Here is an 18,123-nt window from a genome sequence, read left to right as displayed (position 1 = left end):
CAATTTTAATTACACCCTCTATGTTCATATTCGTTTGCTAATCGCTGTCCCTAATCCCCACCTCAACATCATCGCTGTTGCCGCCTTAAAATTAATCAGGCATAAGCTCACCGCTATACTAGCAGATAACCTCATCAACTACTCGAGGCAGACCAACATGATAAGCAGATATATTATCGACCCTTTATGCACACTGCTGTCACAACAAGACTACGAGTAGTATGTTGAAAAATATTATTGATAATCAAAAAAATAATAACAGTGAAATGGTCAAGCTTGGTCAAGTGATTCAGCCTGTTATTCGGTGGGGATATTCGCGATTATCTGTCACAGAACGTCTGATGCATTGAATTAAATAAGGTGGTGTTGGCTATTGCCAAATGTGCTTTTTCTTTACTTCACCATGCAGGCTAAAAGCCCGCATCACACCGTCCCGGCATCATCACAAAAATGCGCCCTGCCAGTCACTTATTCAGGTACAAAACTTGCTCATTTTTTCCACCGCGCCCTCCTCTAACCGGCGAGCTGCTCTTTCGTACAAAAAAAGCAAAAATAAAATCATACCCATGACAACGCAAGCTGCATCAAACCATTAACGCCGCAACAGCCACACTGGCAGCGCTTTTTCCTAAAAACGTTTTTTTTGCGGCGAGGAAAAAAACCACTGTATTTTCCAAATAAGAACAATTAGTTATATATTCTCATTAGTCCGTAAGGATGTTCCCTGACTGAAGGGATTCTCCTTCTATCGACTCATGTTACGGAGGCATTTTTCGGCTATTGCCCGGCATAATCACCGCTCCTTGCCATCTCTTCGCCATATGCCGCCAGCAGCACCAGACCAGCCTTCGAGACTCAACGCATGGCTTCCACCTACACCGCTGAATATCAACTCGTTATCAAAACGCTGCGTGAAGCGCGTATCGCCAAAGGCATCACACAGGAAATGCTGGCGCAGGCGATGGAACGCCCACAATCGTTTATTGCCAAGGTCGAAAACGGGGAACGCAGGCTGGATGTGGTGGAGTTTGTTCAACTGGCTCGTTTGCTGGCGCTTGACCCCACTCAGGTGCTTAATAGCATCCCTTTCAGGCTCAAGCCGCTGAGTTAACCCCGCATATCGTTGGTAGATAAACACAAACAACCCGCCCGGCACGATAGCGATTCGAGCCTGTTCACAACGCCAGTAAACCCGGATCAACACACAGCGAAACGTAACCCCGGTGTAACCCCAGCGTAAAAGTCGATTCAGGAAATTGTGGTAATTTATTGATTTAGATGGTGCCGATAATAGGAGTCGAACCTACGACCTTCGCATTACGAATGCGCTGCTCTACCAACTGAGCTATATCGGCGTGGGGATCGTCCTGCGAATGCGTGACGATGAACTACGGGGTGACAAACTAGTAAAATCGTTCTGGCAAGTCAAGACTTCACGATACCGTCTGATGCTTTTCTAAACGACTGACCCGGCAGGCGTGAAAACACAGCCGCCGGGCATTGATGTGGATCAAGCGCGAACCAAATCGTCGCCGTAACCGATCCATTTGTACGTGGTGAGCGCTTCCAGCCCCATCGGGCCACGGGCGTGCAGTTTCTGGGTGCTGACCGCCACTTCCGCGCCCAAACCGAACTGACCGCCATCGGTAAAACGGGTGGTGGCGTTGACGTACACCGCCGAGGAATCCACTTCGCGCACGAACTGCTCGGCACGGCTCAGCGAACGGGTCAGGATGGCATCCGAATGCTGGGTGCCGTGCTCACGAATGTGATCGATAGCATCGTCAATACCTGTAACCAGCTTCACGTTCAGATCCAACGACAGCCATTCGTCGTCATAATTTGCGGCGTCTACCGCGACGACATTCGCCGGGCCACCGCTCAGCAACGGCAACGACGCCGGGCAAGCATGTAAGCTGACGCCCACCTGTTTCATACGTTCACTCAACGCCGACAGGAAATCGGCAGCGATGCCCTGATGCACCAACAGGGTTTCCACCGTATTGCAGGTGCTGGGGCGCTGGGTTTTGGCATTGACGATGACGTTGAGCGCCGGTTCGAATTCCATCGACTCATCTACATAAATATGACACACACCGATGCCACCGGTGATCACCGGAATGGTGGACTGCTCGCGGCATAGCTTGTGTAAGCCAGCTCCGCCGCGAGGGATCAACATGTCGATATAGCGATCAAGTTTCAGCAATTGGTTAACCAGTTCACGATCCGGGCTTTCAATTGCCTGAATCGCGGCAGCAGGCAGACCACATTCGGTCAGTGCTTGCTGAATCACTTTTACGGTAGCCGCGTTGGTACGATACGTCTCTTTACCACCGCGCAGGATCACGGCGTTACCGGTTTTCAGACACAGGCTGGCGACATCTACCGTCACATTCGGACGGGCCTCATAAATCACGCCGACCACGCCCAGCGGCACGCGGCGTCGTTCCAGTTTCAGGCCATTATCCAGAATGCGACCGTCGATGATTTCACCTACCGGATCGTTCAGACGGCAAACCTGACGCACATCATCAGCAATCGCCTTCAGGCGCGCCGGAGTCAGTTGCAGGCGGTCCAGCAGCGCTTCACTCATGCCGTTTGTTCTGGCTTGCGCCAGATCCTGCTCGTTAGCAGTCAGAATCACATCGTGCTGCGCTTCCAGCAGATCCGCGATTCTCATCAGCGCCTGATTTTTCTGGCTGGTACTGAGCGCCGCCAGCTGATAAGAGGCTTTTTTAGCCGCTTTACCCATTTGCTCAAGCATCGCCTGCTCCTTAAATAATGATCATGTCGTCGCGGTGAACGGCCACCGGGCCGTATTCGTAACCCAGAATCTCTGCAATCTGTTGAGAGTGATGCCCGGCGATCATGCGCAGTGCGTCACTGTTGTAACGGGTAACGGCATGTGCCAGATCACGCCCGTTCAGGCTGCGGATACGAATCACCTCACCGCGAGAAAAGTTGCCCGTCACCTCGCGGATGCCTTTCGGTAACAGCGAACTGCCGCGATCCAACATGGCAGCCAGTGCGCCGTCATCAACGATGACCTCACCGGCAGGCGGCGCACCAAAAATCCAGCGTTTACGACTCTCCAGCGGGGTTTCCAGCGCGTGAAAACGCGTACCGACCGAGACATCGTTAATCACATCGGCAATCACGCCAGCCCGGTTGCCAGCGGCGATCACTACCTCGATACCGGAACGGCACGCCACGTCGGCGGCCTGTAATTTAGTAGACATCCCGCCCGTGCCCAGGCCGGAGACGCTACCACCCGCAATCTGGCGCAGTTCGTCGGTCACACCCTGCACTTCGCGGATCAACTCGGCATCAGGGTTGGAACGCGGGTCGGCGGTAAACAATCCAGCCTGGTCGGTCAGCAGCAGCAGTTTGTTAGCATCCGCCAGCATAGCGGCCAGCGCCGACAGGTTATCGTTGTCGCCGACTTTAATTTCGGCGGTGGCAACCGCATCGTTCTCGTTAATCACCGGGACGATATGGTTGTCTAGCAAAGCACGCATGGTGTCGCGGGCGTTGAGGAAACGTTCGCGGTCCTCCATATCGGCACGGGTCAGTAGCATCTGGCCGACGTGAATGCCGTAAATGGAAAACAGCTGCTCCCACAGTTGAATCAGTCGGCTTTGCCCTACCGCAGCCAACAGCTGCTTGGTGGCGATGGTCGGTGGCAGCTCCGGGTATCCCAGATGCTCGCGGCCGGCAGCAATCGCCCCGGAAGTCACAATGACGATGCGATGCCCTGCGGCATGTTGCTGGGCGCACTGGCGCACCAGTTCGACAATATGGGCACGGTTGAGACGGCGCGAACCGCCGGTCAGCACACTGGTGCCCAGTTTTACAACCAAGGTCTGGCTGCCACTCATAATTTTTCTGCCGTTGCGTTAAACAATAAATAATTAAGGATGAAAAAACGTTGTAACAGGAGAGACGCGCTATGCCAACCGGCACAACGCGAAAACCCCAGGCTCCGGCGCGATGCCGGACAGCATCATGGTCGTGCGGAGAGGGAAAAAGGTGGGTCGAGTTGTTCTACCAGCGCCTGCAGGCGGGTATGGAAATCTTCACGGGTAGCCAGCACTTTCTCATGTACCTCAGTATCGTTGATCGTTTCTTCGCACCAGTTGCCAGCCTTATCAAACAGACCGATACGGTAGGCATAGAACAGGGTTTGATCCTGCCACTCCAGATCAAGCCACCAGCCCCAAAATTCTCGTTTTTCCGGCGCAGGTTTTACATTGACACAAACCGCAAGGCAATCAAAGAAAAAACGATTTTCTTCGCACTGGCCTTCACGCAAATAAGGCCCCAACGAAGCAAAGCGCTTCATAAGCCTACTTTTCACTGCCATGACACCCTCCTTAAATCAGAAGACTTCCAAGCATTCACAGTGTTCGAAGATGGGTCAACCCTGCCGGACTTCACACATGGGTTCAAGTTTTTTCGCATCCGACGTTTCAGGGCGCGAGCCGTGTCACACCAATGTGCATCATATTGATAAGCAACGCTACTGATTCACCATCGCATCTTCATCAAAATAGCGTAAAACACGCTCAAAATCATGACGACGCTGACGCTGTTTATCCTGATACATCGCCTTGTCAGCCAGTTCGATCAACATTTCTGGCGTCATCGACGGCAACGCCTGCGCCATACCGATGCTGAGCGACATGACGACTTCCTGCCCGTCCGGCAGAACAACCGGCTCCAGCATAACCTGCCGGATCGCCTCCACCCGTTGTTGCACATCCTGCATGTCGTGTACCCCCACCAGAATCAACGCGAACTCGTCGCCCGCCAACCGCGCCGGTAAATCCTGATGGTATGCGCAGAGCGTTAACCGGTTGGCTACCGCCAGCAGCACTTGATCGCCCGCACCATGACCATAGGTGTCATTGATTTTCTTGAAACGGTAACCATCCATAAACAACAGTGCTGTATTGGTTTGGTATTGCGGGTCCTGCAAGACACCGGCAAGCGCACTAAGAAACGCAGTACGATTCGCCAGCCCGGTCAGTGGGTCACGTAGCGAATGTCTGAGTAGCGAATCATTTTCATGCTGCATCTGGCGCTGCCAGCACTCAATCTCGTCCAACAGGCTGTTAAGGTCGCGCCCAAAGCCATCCAGCTCAGCAAGCTTAACCGTCGGCACCCGGCGGGAAAAATGGCGGTTTTCGCGAATGTCATGCACCACTTCGGCAATATGATGCAGCGACAGGATTAATCCGCGGTGCAGGCGGCGGGAAATCACGATGGCGAGCAACGACGCCAGCAACATGCATAAGGTCAACGACCCCAGCGAGAAGAACACAAAATTTCGGGCGGGCGTGTCCACACCGCTGATCTCCAGATACCCGATTCGCTGGCCGCGGTGGGTAATGGGCTGTATCACACTGCCGGGAAACAACCATTTTGACGTCAGATGACTGAGCCAATCTGGCTCCGTCAGGCTCTCCGCACGCCATTGCGCCAGCAGTTTGCCTTTAGCATCCGTCAGCAACGCGCTACTGAACTGCCCCTGTAGCCCCAAACTGCTTAGCGTTTCGTTTGCTGCCGTCACATCGCGAAACACCACTGCCGCTTCGACGTTGCGACTTAGGGTATACCCCAGCAGTTGCAGGTTTTTCTCAGCATATTGCTTGAAGCAGAACATGGAGGCGACGGTAATCAACAGCCATGAAAACACCATAGCGATCACCACCCCCAGCGTATTGATACGGGTCAGTGCCTGCCTGAACGTTTTCTGCCGATAAGCGTGTGGTACAGGAATCGTCATGGTTCAGTTCCTGACTCGGGCCAGCATTAACGCATCCGGATTCACCCTGACCCCGGTACGAGATAGCGCCTCCATGTTGATGGAGAACCCGACGGTCTTCCCGATAAATACCAGGCAGAACGCACTGCCTTCATGGCAGTCGGGGGACTGTTCGGCGATAGTCATCAGCGGGTGTCCAATAGCGTAACTGGCGACATTCACCTGCTCAGGAACCGTTTCTTCACCGAAGTACACCGCGTCACAATCGGAAGCAAACAGCTCCTGAGTGTCTTTGATGATTATGGTGTTAAAGAGTCGCTTTTCCTGCGTCTCTACCGGCATGGTCAACCCCGATAAAAAATGCGCGGAAGAGAACACACACAGCGTGGGAAGCTGGGTTAGGCGTGGCCAGTGGGAGTAACTGATGATCCCGGAGACGGTACGGCGTACATCGGCATCCGAAACCTGTGTCAGGTCATCATGCGGTGCCTGCGCTCTTAATGAGGGACAAATTCCTATCGATGCCAGTACTATCACGGCAAATAACGTCGCTTTTCCTACCATGTCAGCTCTGGTCGTCCGTTGAAACGAAATTGCCATACAGTAGCTGACGCCGCGGCGACGAACCAGACACCGCGGCATAATTTTTTCACATGATGCGAGGGCTACCGCAACTGGCGACGCAACCAGTCGGTCATCTGCTGCAACGCCAGGTGAAACGACTGATACACCGGCGAGAAACTCAGCGACAGCAATTTCCCCTGCAGCGATGAATTGACGATCAACGTCGACTCCTCTTTCGGGCTTATCAGGTCGTCCTTCCAATAGCCGGAACACATCGGTGTTGGGCAGCGCCGCCCCAATAACCCCTGCGTTTTCAGTGAATAACGCCCCACTTCCACCAACAGTGCCGCATCAGAGGAATAGGTCATACCGAGTCGGCTCGCCAGCACATCCATAAACATGTCTGGCACCTGCTGCTGACGCCGGGCATCCGAGAGCAGATGATGGACGATCGGCCCCAGGCAAGCGACCGCCCGCAACCGGTTAGCCTCCAGATAAGCCAGCCGTACCGCGATGTTCGCGCCGAAACGAAAACCAAAAGCACCAACACGGGTATGATCAACCCAAGGCACATTCGGCAAAGCCTGCAATACCTGCTGATGCAAAAAGCTGGAATCCTGATCCAGTTTCCAGCGCGAAGAGAATCCTACCGACGGTATATCCACCGTCAGCATTGCGATCCCTGCCGGGGCCAGATAGTCCTGAAATAAACGATGATAATCACATTGCAACGTATCCAGGCTGCCACACATCAATACGGTCGGAAACGGTGCCTGCCCCTGAGCAGGCAAATGCAAGAACGCGGTCACCTGCCCCCCTCCGTCCACCGGCAAGGTCAGGCTTTTCAGTTCATAAGACAAGTGACCGGCAGCCTCTTCATAAGCGCGATTAGCCAGCGTTTGAGCCTGTTCCGCCAGTTCATCGCCTTTGAGATGAGGATAAGCGGCGATACTGTACAGGTTAGCGGCCTTCAGCCAGCACTGTCCGGCCTGCTCGCCTTGCGAATACTGCCCAGCCTGTTGTTGCCAGCGCATACCTTGCGATACCCACTCGTATATCCAGTTGCCGCCCCGATAGCCGATGACCGTATCCAGTAATTGATCATCGCTGCGTTCCGCCTCGCTGGCGGCAATGCGCGCCAGGACTTCTTCAATCTCCCACGGGTGCACACCGCGCCAAATCCACAACAACCGGTTGATCATACGATACCAGTTGCGGGTGTTTTCCCCCTCCAGTGCCGATTGTATAACAGCCACATCAGCCGTATTGCGTGAACGCTGGATCAGCGTGGACGTTTCCTGATGCGTTACCGACGGTTTAAATAAGGTTTCGGACAGGTTGGCCTGGCTCACAGCAGCCTCCGGGACGAATAAAACAAGAAAGATAACGGCAGAAGGGGAAGTGTACCGAACCGCAGCAGTGAAAAACAAATACGGCGCGTAATCTCGCTCACAGAAACAAACACGCCCGGCATAACCGGGCGTATCAGAAGCGATCAGGCGGGATTAACGGCCGACCAGAGGCGGTATGAACACCACACCCATGTCCCACGGCTGTTCAATCCAGGTATCTTGCGGGATATCGACTTCGTAGTCATCGACCAGCGGCTTACCAGCCGGTTTGGCGAAGATAGTAATAAAGTGAGCTTTCGGATACATATCGCGGATAGCTTTGGCGGTGCCACCGGTATCCACCAGATCGTCGATCACGATGTAGCCTTCGCCATCGCCTTCAGCCCGTTTCAGCACTTTCAGCTCGCGCTGGTTGTCATGGTCGTAGCTGGAGATACACACGGTATCGACGTTTCGAATACCCAGTTCACGGGCTAGCAGAGCCCCAGGCACCAGGCCACCACGGCTCACGGCAATAATGCCTTTCCACTGTTCGGCAGGCAGCAAACGCTGAGCCAGTTTACGGGCATGGATTTGCAACATATCCCAGGTGACGATGTATTTTTCACTCATAAAACATATCCCAGCCAACAGAGAAGTCGGCTTAATCAGAGTCAGAAGGGGAAAATAAGGTTGCGCGAGATTATAGATAGCTGGTCGGACAAAAACCAGTATTTATGCGCACACTAACAAATGGTAACTCACCGTAATTAATTAACCATTCGTAATGTAAAAAAGTTATTAGACGTCATGTTTCATATAAGTTACAAACAAGGAGAACAAAAAACAGCCAGGAGAACACCTATGACGATTTTTGACAGTTTCCTCCTCGCACAACTGGACGTGTTCGCCCCTTTCTTCATCATTACCGTAGTGATGCTACTTTGCTTCGAACTGAGCGTCAGCTTACGTCTGCTGCGTCAGCGACAACCCACCTTGTTGCCGATAGCCATACGTCAGCAAAGCACAGTACCTGATAAGCATCATCACAACGATTAATCACCAGGCATGGGAAGAGATCACCGCTCTTCCCTCTGATTCTGCCACACGACGATACATTCATCGCCTTCATGGCATCACCATCCCCGTTAGCCATGCATAATCCTTATGTCGTGGACATTCTCCCCGATCGCGGGAAAGTGTTATTCTTTCCTGACGAGCCTGCGTTTTCAGGCGATCAATAACGGTTTTTCGGCATCGCACGCCATCTGTCGCGTGGATGCCTTAACTGGAGAGCTTAAATAGTGTCTGCCTTGTCTCAACTCTCCCCACAGCCGCTGTGGGACATTTTTGCCAAAATCTGTTCTATTCCGCATCCGTCCTATCATGAAGAAGCGTTAGCCGCTTACATTCTGTCGTGGGCGCAGGAGCGCGGTCTTCATACAGAGCGCGATCAGGTGGGCAATATTCTGCTGCGTAAACCGGCGACGCCCGGCATGGAAAACCGCAAACCGGTGGTGATTCAGGCGCATCTGGACATGGTGCCGCAGAAAAACAACGACACAGTGCACGACTTCACCACCGACCCCATCCAACCTTATATCGATGGCGAGTGGATCAAGGCCCGTGGCACCACGCTGGGCGCTGACAACGGCATCGGCATGGCCTCGGCGCTGGCAGTGCTGTCTGACGACAGCGTGGAGCACGGTCCGCTGGAAGTACTGCTGACCATGACGGAAGAAGCCGGTATGGACGGCGCATTCGGCCTGCAACCCAACTGGCTACAGGGTGACATCCTGATCAATACCGATTCCGAAGAGGAAGGCGAAATTTACATGGGCTGCGCCGGTGGTATTGATTTCCTGACTCGTCTGCCGCTGCAACGCGAAGCGGTTCCGGCCGGTTATCAGACGCTGAAACTGGTTATCAAAGGGCTGAAAGGCGGCCACTCCGGTTGTGATATCCACCTGGGGCTGGGCAACGTCAACAAACTGCTGGCGCGTTTTCTGGCCCAGCACGCCGCAGCACTGGACCTGCGGGTCATCGACCTGCACGGCGGCACGCTGCGCAACGCCATTCCGCGTGAAGGTGCCGTCACGCTGGCGGTATCAGCCGACAAGGCGGACGCGCTGAACGCCGCGGCACAAACCTATCTGGCGGTGCTGAAGCACGAACTCGCCACGGTGGAAAAGAACATCACCCTGCTGCTGGAAGCGACAGACAGCACGGCGGCAGCGCTGACCACCGCCAGCCGAGATCGTTTCATCGCCCTGCTGAACAGCACGCCGAATGGCGTGATCCGCATGAGCGACGACGTGAAAGGCGTGGTGGAAACCTCGCTGAACGTCGGCGTGGTCGGCATGACCGACACGCAGGCAGAAATTCACTGCCTGATTCGTTCGCTGGTCGACAGCGGCAAAGACTACGTGGTGAGCGTGCTCACTTCACTGGGTCAACTGGCGGGTGCCGACACCCAGGCCAAAGGTGGTTACCCTGGCTGGCAGCCGGATGCCCAGTCGCCGGTGATGCATCTGGTGCGTGAAACCTACCAGAAGCTGTTCGACAAAACGCCTAACATCATGGTGATCCACGCCGGGCTGGAGTGTGGTCTGTTCAAGAAACCGTATCCGGATATGGATATGGTTTCCATTGGGCCGACCATCACCGGTCCGCACTCGCCGGATGAACAGGTGCATATCGAAAGCGTCGGCCAGTACTGGAAACTGCTGACCGCACTGCTGAAAGCCATTCCAGAGCGCGCGTAACCCGCGCCGGAGACGCCCGCTCCGTCGGGCGTCTCCGCCCAATGCCGATGCCCTCGCCGCAAGGCGTTACTCCCACTGAAATACCAGTTGCCGTTCAAGTTGCGGGTCGATCAACGCAACATGCAACCCCACTAGCCGCACACCCCGCGCTTCACGGCGCTGCTCCCAACTCTCCCGCGCCAGCCTCAGCAAATCGGGTTTATTCAGCACCGGCCAGACATGTTCCTGCGTCGTCTGGCGAAAATCGTCGAACTTCAGCTTTACCCCTTGTCGGGCAATATGCAGGTCCGGGCGAACACGCCGCAGGCGTAATTCCAGTTCATCGTATAATCGTTCAATCAGTGCTTCGCAGGCCGTCCAGTCGTGAATATCCCGTGCCAGCGTTTTCTCAACGCCAACCGATTTACGCAGACGATCCGGTGACACCTCGCGCTCATCAATACCGTGGCAGCGTTCCCACAGCACTCGACCGAATTTACCGAATTCCCGCAGCAGTTCGGTCAGCGCATAACGGCGAACATCGGCACAGGTGTGTAGCCCACATTCCGCCAGCCGTTTGGCGGTCACTTTGCCGACGCCAGGGATTTTTTCCAGCGGCAGCGCCAGCAGGAATGCCTCCATTTGCCCCGGTGAAATCACAAACTGCCCGTTGGGTTTGTTCTGTTCAGAGGCAACTTTGGCAAGGAACTTGATTGGCGCGACGCCAGCCGAAGCCGTCAGGTGCAGCTCGTCAAAAATCGTCTGGCGGATTTCCTGCGCCATTAAGGTGGCGGAACCGCCACAGTGCGGACTGTCGGTCACATCGAGATAAGCCTCATCCAGCGAAAGTGGCTCAATCAGCGACGTGTAACGAGAAAAGATCTCCCGAATCTGGTAGGAGGTGGCTTTGTAGACCTCCATCCGACCGGGCAGCAGCGTCAAATGAGGGCACAGCCGCAGTGCAGTGGCGGTTGCCATAGCACTGCGCACACCATAACGACGGGCGGGATAGTTGGCGGTGCAGATCACGCCGCGCCGATCGGCACTGCCGCCAATCGCCAGCGGAATATCACGCAGGCGCGGGTTATCCCGCATCTCTATCGCCGCGTAAAAGCAATCCATATCGACATGAACTATCTTGCGCATCGCCCCTCCAGATTACTGTATAAATATACAGATTGATTTTGCAACAGGCAACACCTCTGCTGACAAGGTGCCAGTGCATCAAAACGGGCAGCGAGCGCTATTGGCCGGAATAGTCCGATTTTTTATTCTTTTTTCCTTCCTGAATAAAACGGATACGGTGATAATGTGGTTACGCGACTTGACATCAGCCTATCCCCCGCTATGGGGCATAGCCTAATGGCAGGACAAAGCCTGACAGAGAAGAGACTGTGGAGCGGCACCTCCGCCGCCACACACCGTACCGGATAAAAACAGCGCCAATAATCAGGATTAATGATGCACAAAGTCGCGTTTTCGCTTGCGATGTTGTTTATTTTGCCTTCCGTCGCCATCAGCAACAGCTACGCCAATCAGGTGTCACCGACGACAGAAATGAAACAGCAGGTGGCAGGATCACCGGTTTATATTCAGATCTTCAAAGAAGAGCGGATACTGGAGCTTTACACCAGAACAGGCGGTGAGTACAAGCTGGTACAAAGTTACCCGATCTGTAAATACTCAGGTGGCCTCGGCCCCAAAATGACCGAGGGCGACTTTAAAAGTCCGGAAGGGTTTTATCAGGTTGATTTAAAACAACTGAAACCTGACAGCCATTATTATCGCGCCATCAACGTCGGCTTCCCGAACGAGTACGATCGCGCACATGGCTATTCCGGCCGCTACCTGATGATCCACGGTGAATGCGTGTCTATCGGCTGCTATGCCATGACCAACAAATACATCGAAGAGATTTATACTTACGTGGAGAAAGCACTGCGCAACGGGCAGCAGAAAGTCGAGCTGGCGATTTATCCGTTCCGTATGACCGAGCAGAACATGAAGCGCCACAGCCGCTCCAGCTACTACAAATTCTGGAGTCAGCTGCAGCCGGGTTACGCCTACTTCAACCGGACCCACCAACCCCCAGCGGTGTCGGTGCTCAACGGGCAGTACGTGGTTAACCAGTCCACGCCCGTCGGTCAGCCTGAGTCAAATTACACGCTCGCCAAAACAAAATAACACGAACTCGCCTGGCGCAATCGGGTGCCAGGTTTCGTTGCCAGTCAACGGCTGAGTCGCCAGCACCGTGACCACATCGTTGGGTGTGGTCTGCTGCTGGAAGTCGATTTCCACATCATCATCCAGTAACGTTGCCTTGCCAAACGGTGCCCGCCGGGTAATCCAGTGCAAGTTGGTTGAACTGAAGCCCATCACGAACTGCCCATCCGACAGCAGCATATTAAATACGCCCTTTTTACGCAGTTGATCCGCCAGCGTGGCGATATAACGGAATACCGCTGGCCAGTTGGACGGCGTGCGCGGATAACGCTGCGACAGCTGATACAACAGCCAGCAAAAGGCGTATTCGCTGTCGGTTTCTCCAACCGGACGAAAATGGCCGGTTTTCAAACGGCGATAGCCTTTGAGTTGTCCATTATGGGCAAAAGTCCAGTTTCGGCCCCATAGCTCACGGGTAAACGGGTGAGTATTTTCCAGCGCCACGGCACCACGGTTGGCCTGACGAATGTGCGAAACCACCGCACGGGACTTGATGGGATAGTTCTGCACCAGTGCGGCAATCGGCGAATTGAAGCTGGGCAGCGGGTCTTTGAAGGTACGGCAGCCGTTGCCTTCATAGAAGGTAATTCCCCAACCATCACGGTGCGGCCCGGTACGGCCGCCCCGCTGCATCAGGCCGGTAAAACTGAAACAGATATCCGTTGGGACGTTGGCGCTCATCCCAAGCAGTTCACACATGTCCGATTCCTTTAATTAACGGCGTCTGATTTTTTGAGCTGCTGTGTGCGATGGCCGGCGATCAGTTGCCGACCATTTCCTTTTCAATCAATTGAATCAGAATGTGGATCGCCTTAATGTGCACTTCCTGAATGCGGTCGGCGTAACCAAAGTGCGGCACGCGAATTTCCACATCGGCGGTGCCCGCCATCTTGCCGCCGTCTTTACCGGTCAGCGTAATCACTTTCATACGCTTGGCGCGCGCGGCGCTGATCGCCTTGATGATGTTGCCGGAATTGCCGGAGGTAGAGATGCCGAGCAGTACGTCCCCTTCGCGCCCCAGCGATTCCACATAGCGGGAGAACACAAAATCATAGCCGAAATCGTTGCTGACGCAGGACAGGTGGCTCGGGTCGGAAATGGCGATCGCCGGATAACCGGGGCGATTTTCGCGATAACGGCCGGTCAGTTCTTCCGCGAAGTGCATGGCATCACAGTGAGAGCCGCCGTTACCGCAGGAAATCACCTTCCCGCCCGCTTTAAAGGCATCCGCCAGTAAAACGGCCGCATCCTGAATCGCCTGAATATTGGCATCATCACTTAAAAATGTGTTCAGCGTGGACGCCGCCTCTTTCAGCTCATTACGGATTAAGTCCTGGTACATGGAATCCTCTCATTCAATGACATCATGATATTTAGGCTGTGTCCCTTAGATGCTGCACGGGCCGCGGCAGGCGGTGTTGTCAGGCTACGCCAGCGAGAGCGGCATGAAGGGACATAATCTGTGTTGTCGTGCAGTGTAGCGGATCACCCAAACCACGAGAAGCAGACAATTGCCAAACGGCGGCATCACGCCTCTGCAGTGCCGTTCGGGTGTGACTTTGTGAGTCAAGTTGTAATTGCGTTGTAAAAGAATTGATAAAAACATTTCACTGAACTAAAACCACAGTATACCAACAGGTCAGACCACCAAGCGTGAACTGATTATACGGACTGGAGAATAAAACCATGGTTGCAGTCAGTGTCCTGATCGTTTTGATGCTTATCGGTGCTCTGTTCTACCACCGGTTGTCACTGTGGCTGAGCAGTGCGTTGATTGTACTTTGGGTCGTCGCGATGGCGGTGCTGAAGCTGTGGTCAGCCTGGCTGCTGATTCCGCTGGGCTTATTGTTATTGCCGCTGCTGGTGACGCCACTGCGGCAACGGTTTTTTTCCGCACCGGCGCTGGCAGTGTTCCGGCGTGTGATGCCGCCGATGTCCAAAACCGAAAAAGAAGCCATTGACGCCGGTACGACCTGGTGGGAAGGCGAACTGTTTCGCGGCGCGCCCAACTGGCATACCCTGCACGCCTATCCCCGCCCGACGCTGACGCCGGAAGAACAGGCGTTTCTGGATGGACCGGTGGAAGAAGCTTGTCGCCTGGCGAATGACTTTGAAATCACCCACGAACGCGCCGACCTGCCGCCGGTGTTGTGGGCGTTCCTGAAACAACATCGCTTCTTCGCGCTGATCATCAAAAAAGAGTACGGCGGATTAGCGTTTTCCGCTTATGCGCAGGCGATGGTGCTGCAAAAACTGGCCGGGGTATCGAGCATTCTGGCGATCACCGTCGGGGTGCCCAACTCGCTCGGTCCCGGTGAGCTGCTACAGCACTACGGCACCGACGAACAGAAGGATCACTACCTGCCGCGGCTGGCGCGTGGCGACGAAATCCCCTGTTTCGCGCTGACCAGCCCGGAAGCCGGGTCCGATGCCAGCGCCATCCCGGATTTAGGGGTAGTGTGCTACGGCCAGTGGCAAGGCCAGCAGGTGCTGGGAATGCGGCTGACCTGGAACAAGCGCTACATTACGCTGGCTCCCGTCGCCACCGTGTTGGGCCTGGCGTTCCGTTTGTACGACCCGGACCACTTGCTGGGCGACCGGGACGACATCGGCATCACCTGCGCGCTGATCCCCACCCGTACCGAAGGCGTGAAAATCGGCCGCCGCCACTTTCCGATTAATATCCCGTTCCAGAACGGCCCGACGCAGGGCGAAAACATTTTTGTTCCGCTGGACTACATCATCGGCGGGCCGCAGATGGCGGGTCAGGGCTGGCGGATGCTGATGGAATGCCTGTCGGTCGGTCGCGGCATCACGCTACCGTCCAACGCTACCGGCGGCCTGAAAAGCGTGGCATTGGCGACCGGCGCTTACGCCCACATTCGCCGCCAGTTCAAACTGCCGATCGGCAAAATGGAAGGCATTGAAGAGCCACTGGCTCGCATGGCCGGTAACGCTTACGTGATGGACGCTGCTGCTACGCTTATCACCAGCGGCATCATGCAAGGTGCACGGCCGTCGGTGCTGTCCGCCATCGTCAAATACCACTGCACCCACCGCGGCCAGCGCGGCATCATCGACGCGATGGACATCACCGGCGGCAAAGGCATCTGCCTGGGTCCGTCCAACTTTGTCGCCCGTCACTATCAGGGCGCGCCGATCGCCATCACCGTCGAAGGGGCCAATATTCTGACCCGCAGCATGATCATCTTCGGACAAGGCGCTATCCGCTGCCATCCATACGTGCTGAAGGAGATGGGCGCGGCGCAGGACAACGACCTGAAAGCCTTTGACCGGGCGCTATTCGGCCACCTGGGACATATCGGCGGTAATACCATGCGCAGCCTGTGGCTGGGGCTGACCAACGGGCGCACCAGTCACGCCCCCGTCAGCGATGCCACCCGCCGTTACTACCAACGTCTGAACCGGCTGAGCGCCAATATGGCGCTGCTGGCGGATGTGTCGATGAGCGTGCTGGGCGGCAGCCTGAAGCGCCGCGAGCGTCTTTCCGCCCGGCTGGGCGACGTACTGAGTCAGTTGTATCTGGCGTCCGCCACGCTAAAACGCTACGACGAGGAAGGCCGTCAGCAAGCCGACCTGCCGCTGGTGCACTGGGGCGTGCAGGACTGTCTGCATCAGGCGGAACAAGCGATAACCGAGCTACTGCGTAACTTCCCTAACCGGTTGGTAGCTGGGCTGCTGCGGGCGATCCTCTTCCCGCTGGGCCGCACCAGCCCGGCCCCCACCGACCAACTGGACCATCAACTGGCGCGGTTGTTGCAAATGCCATCGGCGACCCGCAGCCGACTGGGGCGCGGTCTGTATCTTAAAACAGGGGCTAACCATCCAGCTGCACAGCTGGAGCAATCGTTGCAGGATATTTTGGCAGCCGAGCCTATCCATCAACGGCTGTCACAATCCGCTGGTCATCCGTTACCTTTCATGCAACTGGATAAACTGGCGGAACATGGGTTGGCGGAAGGCGTGATCACGCAGGAAGAAGCCGACATATTGATGCAGGCGGAAGCCAGTCGGCTGCGTGCCATCAACGTTGACGACTTCGCACCGGACGCACTGAGCGCGCACAAGGCGGCGACAGAGCGACGACTGCCTGCTGATACCGCCGCCTGAAACAATAATGGTGCCTTTTCTGTCTGCACAGAGGCGCCATTTTTCTGCTATTGGCTATCCGAATCAGGCACCGCATTGACGCACCCGAGCCAGCAACGCTTCCGGGCCGTCGATGTGTGCGGCGGCCAGAATCAGCGTCTTGCCAAGCTGAATGGCATGACGCTGACAGGATTGACGGGCAGCAGCATCGGCAATGGTATCGAGGTCCGCGACATGCGCCAGCCCAATGGTACGACGAATCAGCTCAGTGCCGCCGTACCCCACCGCATCCTGCCATACCTGTTGCAGGAACCGCTCAACGTAGCCTGCCACCGTCAGCGCCGGATCCCGGCTTTTCTCGCGACCTAATGCCGCAAAGCGGCTGGCGAAGGTCTGCCACAGCGTCACAATGTCCTCCAGACGCCGTTCACGTGCGGCACTCGCTTCACGTGGTGGCAGCAATCCCGGCAGCCCGCAGTAGTTCAGCAGCAGGTTGCCCAGCGCCGTACCGATATCAAAACCCGCCGGGCCGTAGAAACCGAACTCGGCGTCGATCACTTTCAGGCGGTTTTCCGCCACGAAAATCGAGCCGCTGTGAATATCGCCGTGCAGCAGCGTTTCCGCTTTGCTCAGAAAGGCATGTTTGAGGGCGGCGACGGCGCATTTCAGCGGCTGGTCATCGCGTAACGCCAGCACATCAGGCAGCAACGCCAGGTCAAACTGGTTACGTTCATGATCGATGTAGGGATCGGTGAAAAACAGATCTTCGGTGATCTGGCACAGTTCCGGGTTGGTAAAACGGCTCACCGCCGCCTTCTTATCATGGGGCAACTGGTAGAAATCCGTGTGGTGAAATAGCGCTTGCGCCAGGTATTCCCCCAGTTGTGCCGCCGCCAGCGGATAGTCACGTCCTTTCACCAGTTCGCGCCGCCAGATTTCATGATCTGACAGATCTTCCTGCACCATCACCGCCAGCTCCGGATCATGATGCAGCACCGTTACCGTGTGCTGCGGGCAATACTGCGCGTGCGCCAACAGCGTTTCCGCTTCGATGCGTGCGCGATCCAGCGTCAGCGGCCAGGACTCACCCACACACCGGACATACGGCAACGCCTGCTTGACGATCACCCGGCTGATACCCTGTGTATCACGAATCTTGAACACCAGATTCAGATTACCGTCGCCGATTTCATCGGCAGTCACCAACGACTGCGGATCGGTAACCCCGCCATACTGTCGGGCGTACTGCACGGCATCGTCCGCGTTAAAAGTACGGTAAAGCGACATGACCCACCTCATGATATGCGTTTGTGTTTGCTTGTTACCAACGCCGAGCTTTATACCCAAAATAATTCGAGTTGCAGGACAACACGCTCGCGTGTTG

At 55.5% G+C, this 18,123-nt stretch carries 17 protein-coding genes and 1 tRNA gene; 6 read left to right on the top strand and 12 right to left on the bottom strand.

Going from position 1 to position 18,123, the window contains the following annotated elements; genetic code table 11:
• Together OB87_RS21050 and OB87_RS17085 are read left to right on the top strand one after the other, a co-directional pair.
• The coding region (locus OB87_RS21050; protein WP_033570611.1) for a hypothetical protein at positions 1–220 on the top strand (220 nt) is incomplete at its 5' end.
• Between the two features lie 642 nt (positions 221–862).
• The gene (locus OB87_RS17085) at positions 863–1,111 is read left to right on the top strand and encodes a helix-turn-helix domain-containing protein (RefSeq protein ID WP_033570610.1); all 249 of its coding nucleotides are present in this window, start codon (positions 863–865) and stop codon (positions 1,109–1,111) included.
• 168 nt (positions 1,112–1,279) lie between these two features.
• Here the strand turns inward: OB87_RS17085 and OB87_RS17080 are convergent.
• The 8 genes from OB87_RS17080 to gpt all read right to left on the bottom strand — a co-directional run bounded on the left by OB87_RS17080 (position 1,280) and on the right by gpt (position 8,295).
• A tRNA-Thr gene (locus OB87_RS17080) sits at positions 1,280–1,355 on the bottom strand.
• Between the two features lie 155 nt (positions 1,356–1,510).
• The gene (proA, locus tag OB87_RS17075; protein ID WP_033570609.1) at positions 1,511–2,764 is read right to left on the bottom strand and encodes a glutamate-5-semialdehyde dehydrogenase; all 1,254 of its coding nucleotides are present in this window, start codon (positions 2,762–2,764) and stop codon (positions 1,511–1,513) included.
• Positions 2,765–2,774: 10 nt separating this feature from the next.
• Positions 2,775–3,878: a glutamate 5-kinase gene (proB, locus tag OB87_RS17070; protein WP_033570608.1), complete on the bottom strand. Its 1,104-nt coding sequence runs from the start codon at positions 3,876–3,878 to the stop codon at positions 2,775–2,777.
• 125 nt (positions 3,879–4,003) lie between these two features.
• On the bottom strand, positions 4,004–4,363 hold the full coding sequence (gene crl, locus OB87_RS17065) for a sigma factor-binding protein Crl (RefSeq protein ID WP_033570607.1): 360 nt from the start codon (positions 4,361–4,363) through the stop codon (positions 4,004–4,006).
• A gap of 156 nt (positions 4,364–4,519) precedes the next feature.
• Positions 4,520–5,788: a diguanylate cyclase domain-containing protein gene (locus OB87_RS17060; RefSeq protein ID WP_033570606.1), complete on the bottom strand. Its 1,269-nt coding sequence runs from the start codon at positions 5,786–5,788 to the stop codon at positions 4,520–4,522.
• Positions 5,789–5,791: 3 nt separating this feature from the next.
• Positions 5,792–6,331 carry a YfiR family protein gene (locus OB87_RS17055; protein ID WP_033570613.1) on the bottom strand — a complete coding sequence of 180 codons (540 nt, stop codon included), beginning with the start codon at positions 6,329–6,331 and terminating at the stop codon, positions 5,792–5,794.
• 101 nt (positions 6,332–6,432) lie between these two features.
• Positions 6,433–7,683: an esterase FrsA gene (gene frsA, locus OB87_RS17050; RefSeq protein ID WP_033570605.1), complete on the bottom strand. Its 1,251-nt coding sequence runs from the start codon at positions 7,681–7,683 to the stop codon at positions 6,433–6,435.
• Positions 7,684–7,836: 153 nt separating this feature from the next.
• Positions 7,837–8,295, bottom strand: a complete 459-nt coding sequence (gene gpt / locus OB87_RS17045) for a xanthine phosphoribosyltransferase (RefSeq protein WP_033570604.1) — start codon at positions 8,293–8,295, stop codon at positions 7,837–7,839.
• A 231-nt stretch (positions 8,296–8,526) separates the two neighbouring features.
• Here gpt and OB87_RS17040 point away from each other — a divergent pair, with 231 nt between their 5' ends.
• A complete protein-coding gene (locus OB87_RS17040; protein WP_033570603.1) occupies positions 8,527–8,721 on the top strand; it encodes a hypothetical protein in 195 nt (64 codons plus the stop codon).
• 245 nt (positions 8,722–8,966) lie between these two features.
• Positions 8,967–10,427, top strand: coding sequence for a beta-Ala-His dipeptidase (gene pepD / locus OB87_RS17035; protein WP_033570602.1), 1,461 nt, complete (start codon positions 8,967–8,969; stop codon positions 10,425–10,427).
• Between the two features lie 66 nt (positions 10,428–10,493).
• Here the strand turns inward: pepD and dinB are convergent, their stop codons facing one another.
• Positions 10,494–11,552 (bottom strand): DNA polymerase IV, encoded by a 1,059-nt coding sequence (gene dinB / locus OB87_RS17030; RefSeq protein ID WP_033570601.1) that lies wholly within the window; start codon positions 11,550–11,552, stop codon positions 10,494–10,496.
• A 315-nt stretch (positions 11,553–11,867) separates the two neighbouring features.
• Between dinB and dpaA the strand changes: the two genes are divergently transcribed.
• The gene (dpaA, locus tag OB87_RS17025; RefSeq protein ID WP_033570600.1) at positions 11,868–12,590 is read left to right on the top strand and encodes a peptidoglycan meso-diaminopimelic acid protein amidase; all 723 of its coding nucleotides are present in this window, start codon (positions 11,868–11,870) and stop codon (positions 12,588–12,590) included.
• Here dpaA and OB87_RS17020 read toward each other — a convergent pair.
• Entirely contained in the window at positions 12,561–13,328 is a 768-nt protein-coding gene (locus tag OB87_RS17020; protein WP_033570599.1) for a class II glutamine amidotransferase, read from the bottom strand. The genes dpaA and OB87_RS17020 overlap by 30 nt on opposite strands.
• Before the next feature lie 61 nt (positions 13,329–13,389).
• The gene (gene lpcA, locus OB87_RS17015; protein WP_033570598.1) at positions 13,390–13,971 is read right to left on the bottom strand and encodes a D-sedoheptulose 7-phosphate isomerase; all 582 of its coding nucleotides are present in this window, start codon (positions 13,969–13,971) and stop codon (positions 13,390–13,392) included.
• Between the two features lie 344 nt (positions 13,972–14,315).
• Here lpcA and fadE point away from each other — a divergent pair, with 344 nt between their 5' ends.
• Entirely contained in the window at positions 14,316–16,760 is a 2,445-nt protein-coding gene (gene fadE, locus OB87_RS17010; RefSeq protein ID WP_033570597.1) for an acyl-CoA dehydrogenase FadE, read from the top strand.
• A 63-nt stretch (positions 16,761–16,823) separates the two neighbouring features.
• Here the strand turns inward: fadE and mtnK are convergent, their stop codons facing one another.
• The gene (gene mtnK, locus OB87_RS17005) at positions 16,824–18,026 is read right to left on the bottom strand and encodes an S-methyl-5-thioribose kinase (RefSeq protein WP_033570596.1); all 1,203 of its coding nucleotides are present in this window, start codon (positions 18,024–18,026) and stop codon (positions 16,824–16,826) included.
• Positions 18,027–18,123 lie beyond the last annotated feature (97 nt).

This window comes from Dickeya undicola (genome assembly GCF_000784735.1).
In the GTDB taxonomy this organism is placed as follows: domain Bacteria; phylum Pseudomonadota; class Gammaproteobacteria; order Enterobacterales; family Enterobacteriaceae; genus Dickeya; species Dickeya undicola.
Note: the sequence above shows the minus strand (reverse complement) of the source record. Positions and strands in the feature narration are given on the sequence as shown.

Excerpts from the sequence above, each read along its gene's own strand:
- mtnK (WP_033570596.1), bottom strand. The coding sequence starts at position 18,026 with ATGTCGCTTTACCGTACTTTTAACGCGGACGATGCCGTGCAGTACGCC.
- proA (WP_033570609.1), bottom strand. The coding sequence starts at position 2,764 with ATGCTTGAGCAAATGGGTAAAGCGGCTAAAAAAGCCTCTTATCAGCTG.
- lpcA (WP_033570598.1), bottom strand. The coding sequence starts at position 13,971 with ATGTACCAGGACTTAATCCGTAATGAGCTGAAAGAGGCGGCGTCCACG.
- OB87_RS17060 (WP_033570606.1), bottom strand. The coding sequence starts at position 5,788 with ATGACGATTCCTGTACCACACGCTTATCGGCAGAAAACGTTCAGGCAG.
- crl (WP_033570607.1), bottom strand. The coding sequence starts at position 4,363 with ATGGCAGTGAAAAGTAGGCTTATGAAGCGCTTTGCTTCGTTGGGGCCT.
- OB87_RS17085 (WP_033570610.1), top strand. The coding sequence starts at position 863 with ATGGCTTCCACCTACACCGCTGAATATCAACTCGTTATCAAAACGCTG.
- OB87_RS17020 (WP_033570599.1), bottom strand. The coding sequence starts at position 13,328 with ATGTGTGAACTGCTTGGGATGAGCGCCAACGTCCCAACGGATATCTGT.
- dpaA (WP_033570600.1), top strand. The coding sequence starts at position 11,868 with ATGCACAAAGTCGCGTTTTCGCTTGCGATGTTGTTTATTTTGCCTTCC.
- proB (WP_033570608.1), bottom strand. The coding sequence starts at position 3,878 with ATGAGTGGCAGCCAGACCTTGGTTGTAAAACTGGGCACCAGTGTGCTG.
- OB87_RS17040 (WP_033570603.1), top strand. The coding sequence starts at position 8,527 with ATGACGATTTTTGACAGTTTCCTCCTCGCACAACTGGACGTGTTCGCC.
- gpt (WP_033570604.1), bottom strand. The coding sequence starts at position 8,295 with ATGAGTGAAAAATACATCGTCACCTGGGATATGTTGCAAATCCATGCC.
- OB87_RS17055 (WP_033570613.1), bottom strand. The coding sequence starts at position 6,331 with ATGGTAGGAAAAGCGACGTTATTTGCCGTGATAGTACTGGCATCGATA.
- dinB (WP_033570601.1), bottom strand. The coding sequence starts at position 11,552 with ATGCGCAAGATAGTTCATGTCGATATGGATTGCTTTTACGCGGCGATA.
- fadE (WP_033570597.1), top strand. The coding sequence starts at position 14,316 with ATGGTTGCAGTCAGTGTCCTGATCGTTTTGATGCTTATCGGTGCTCTG.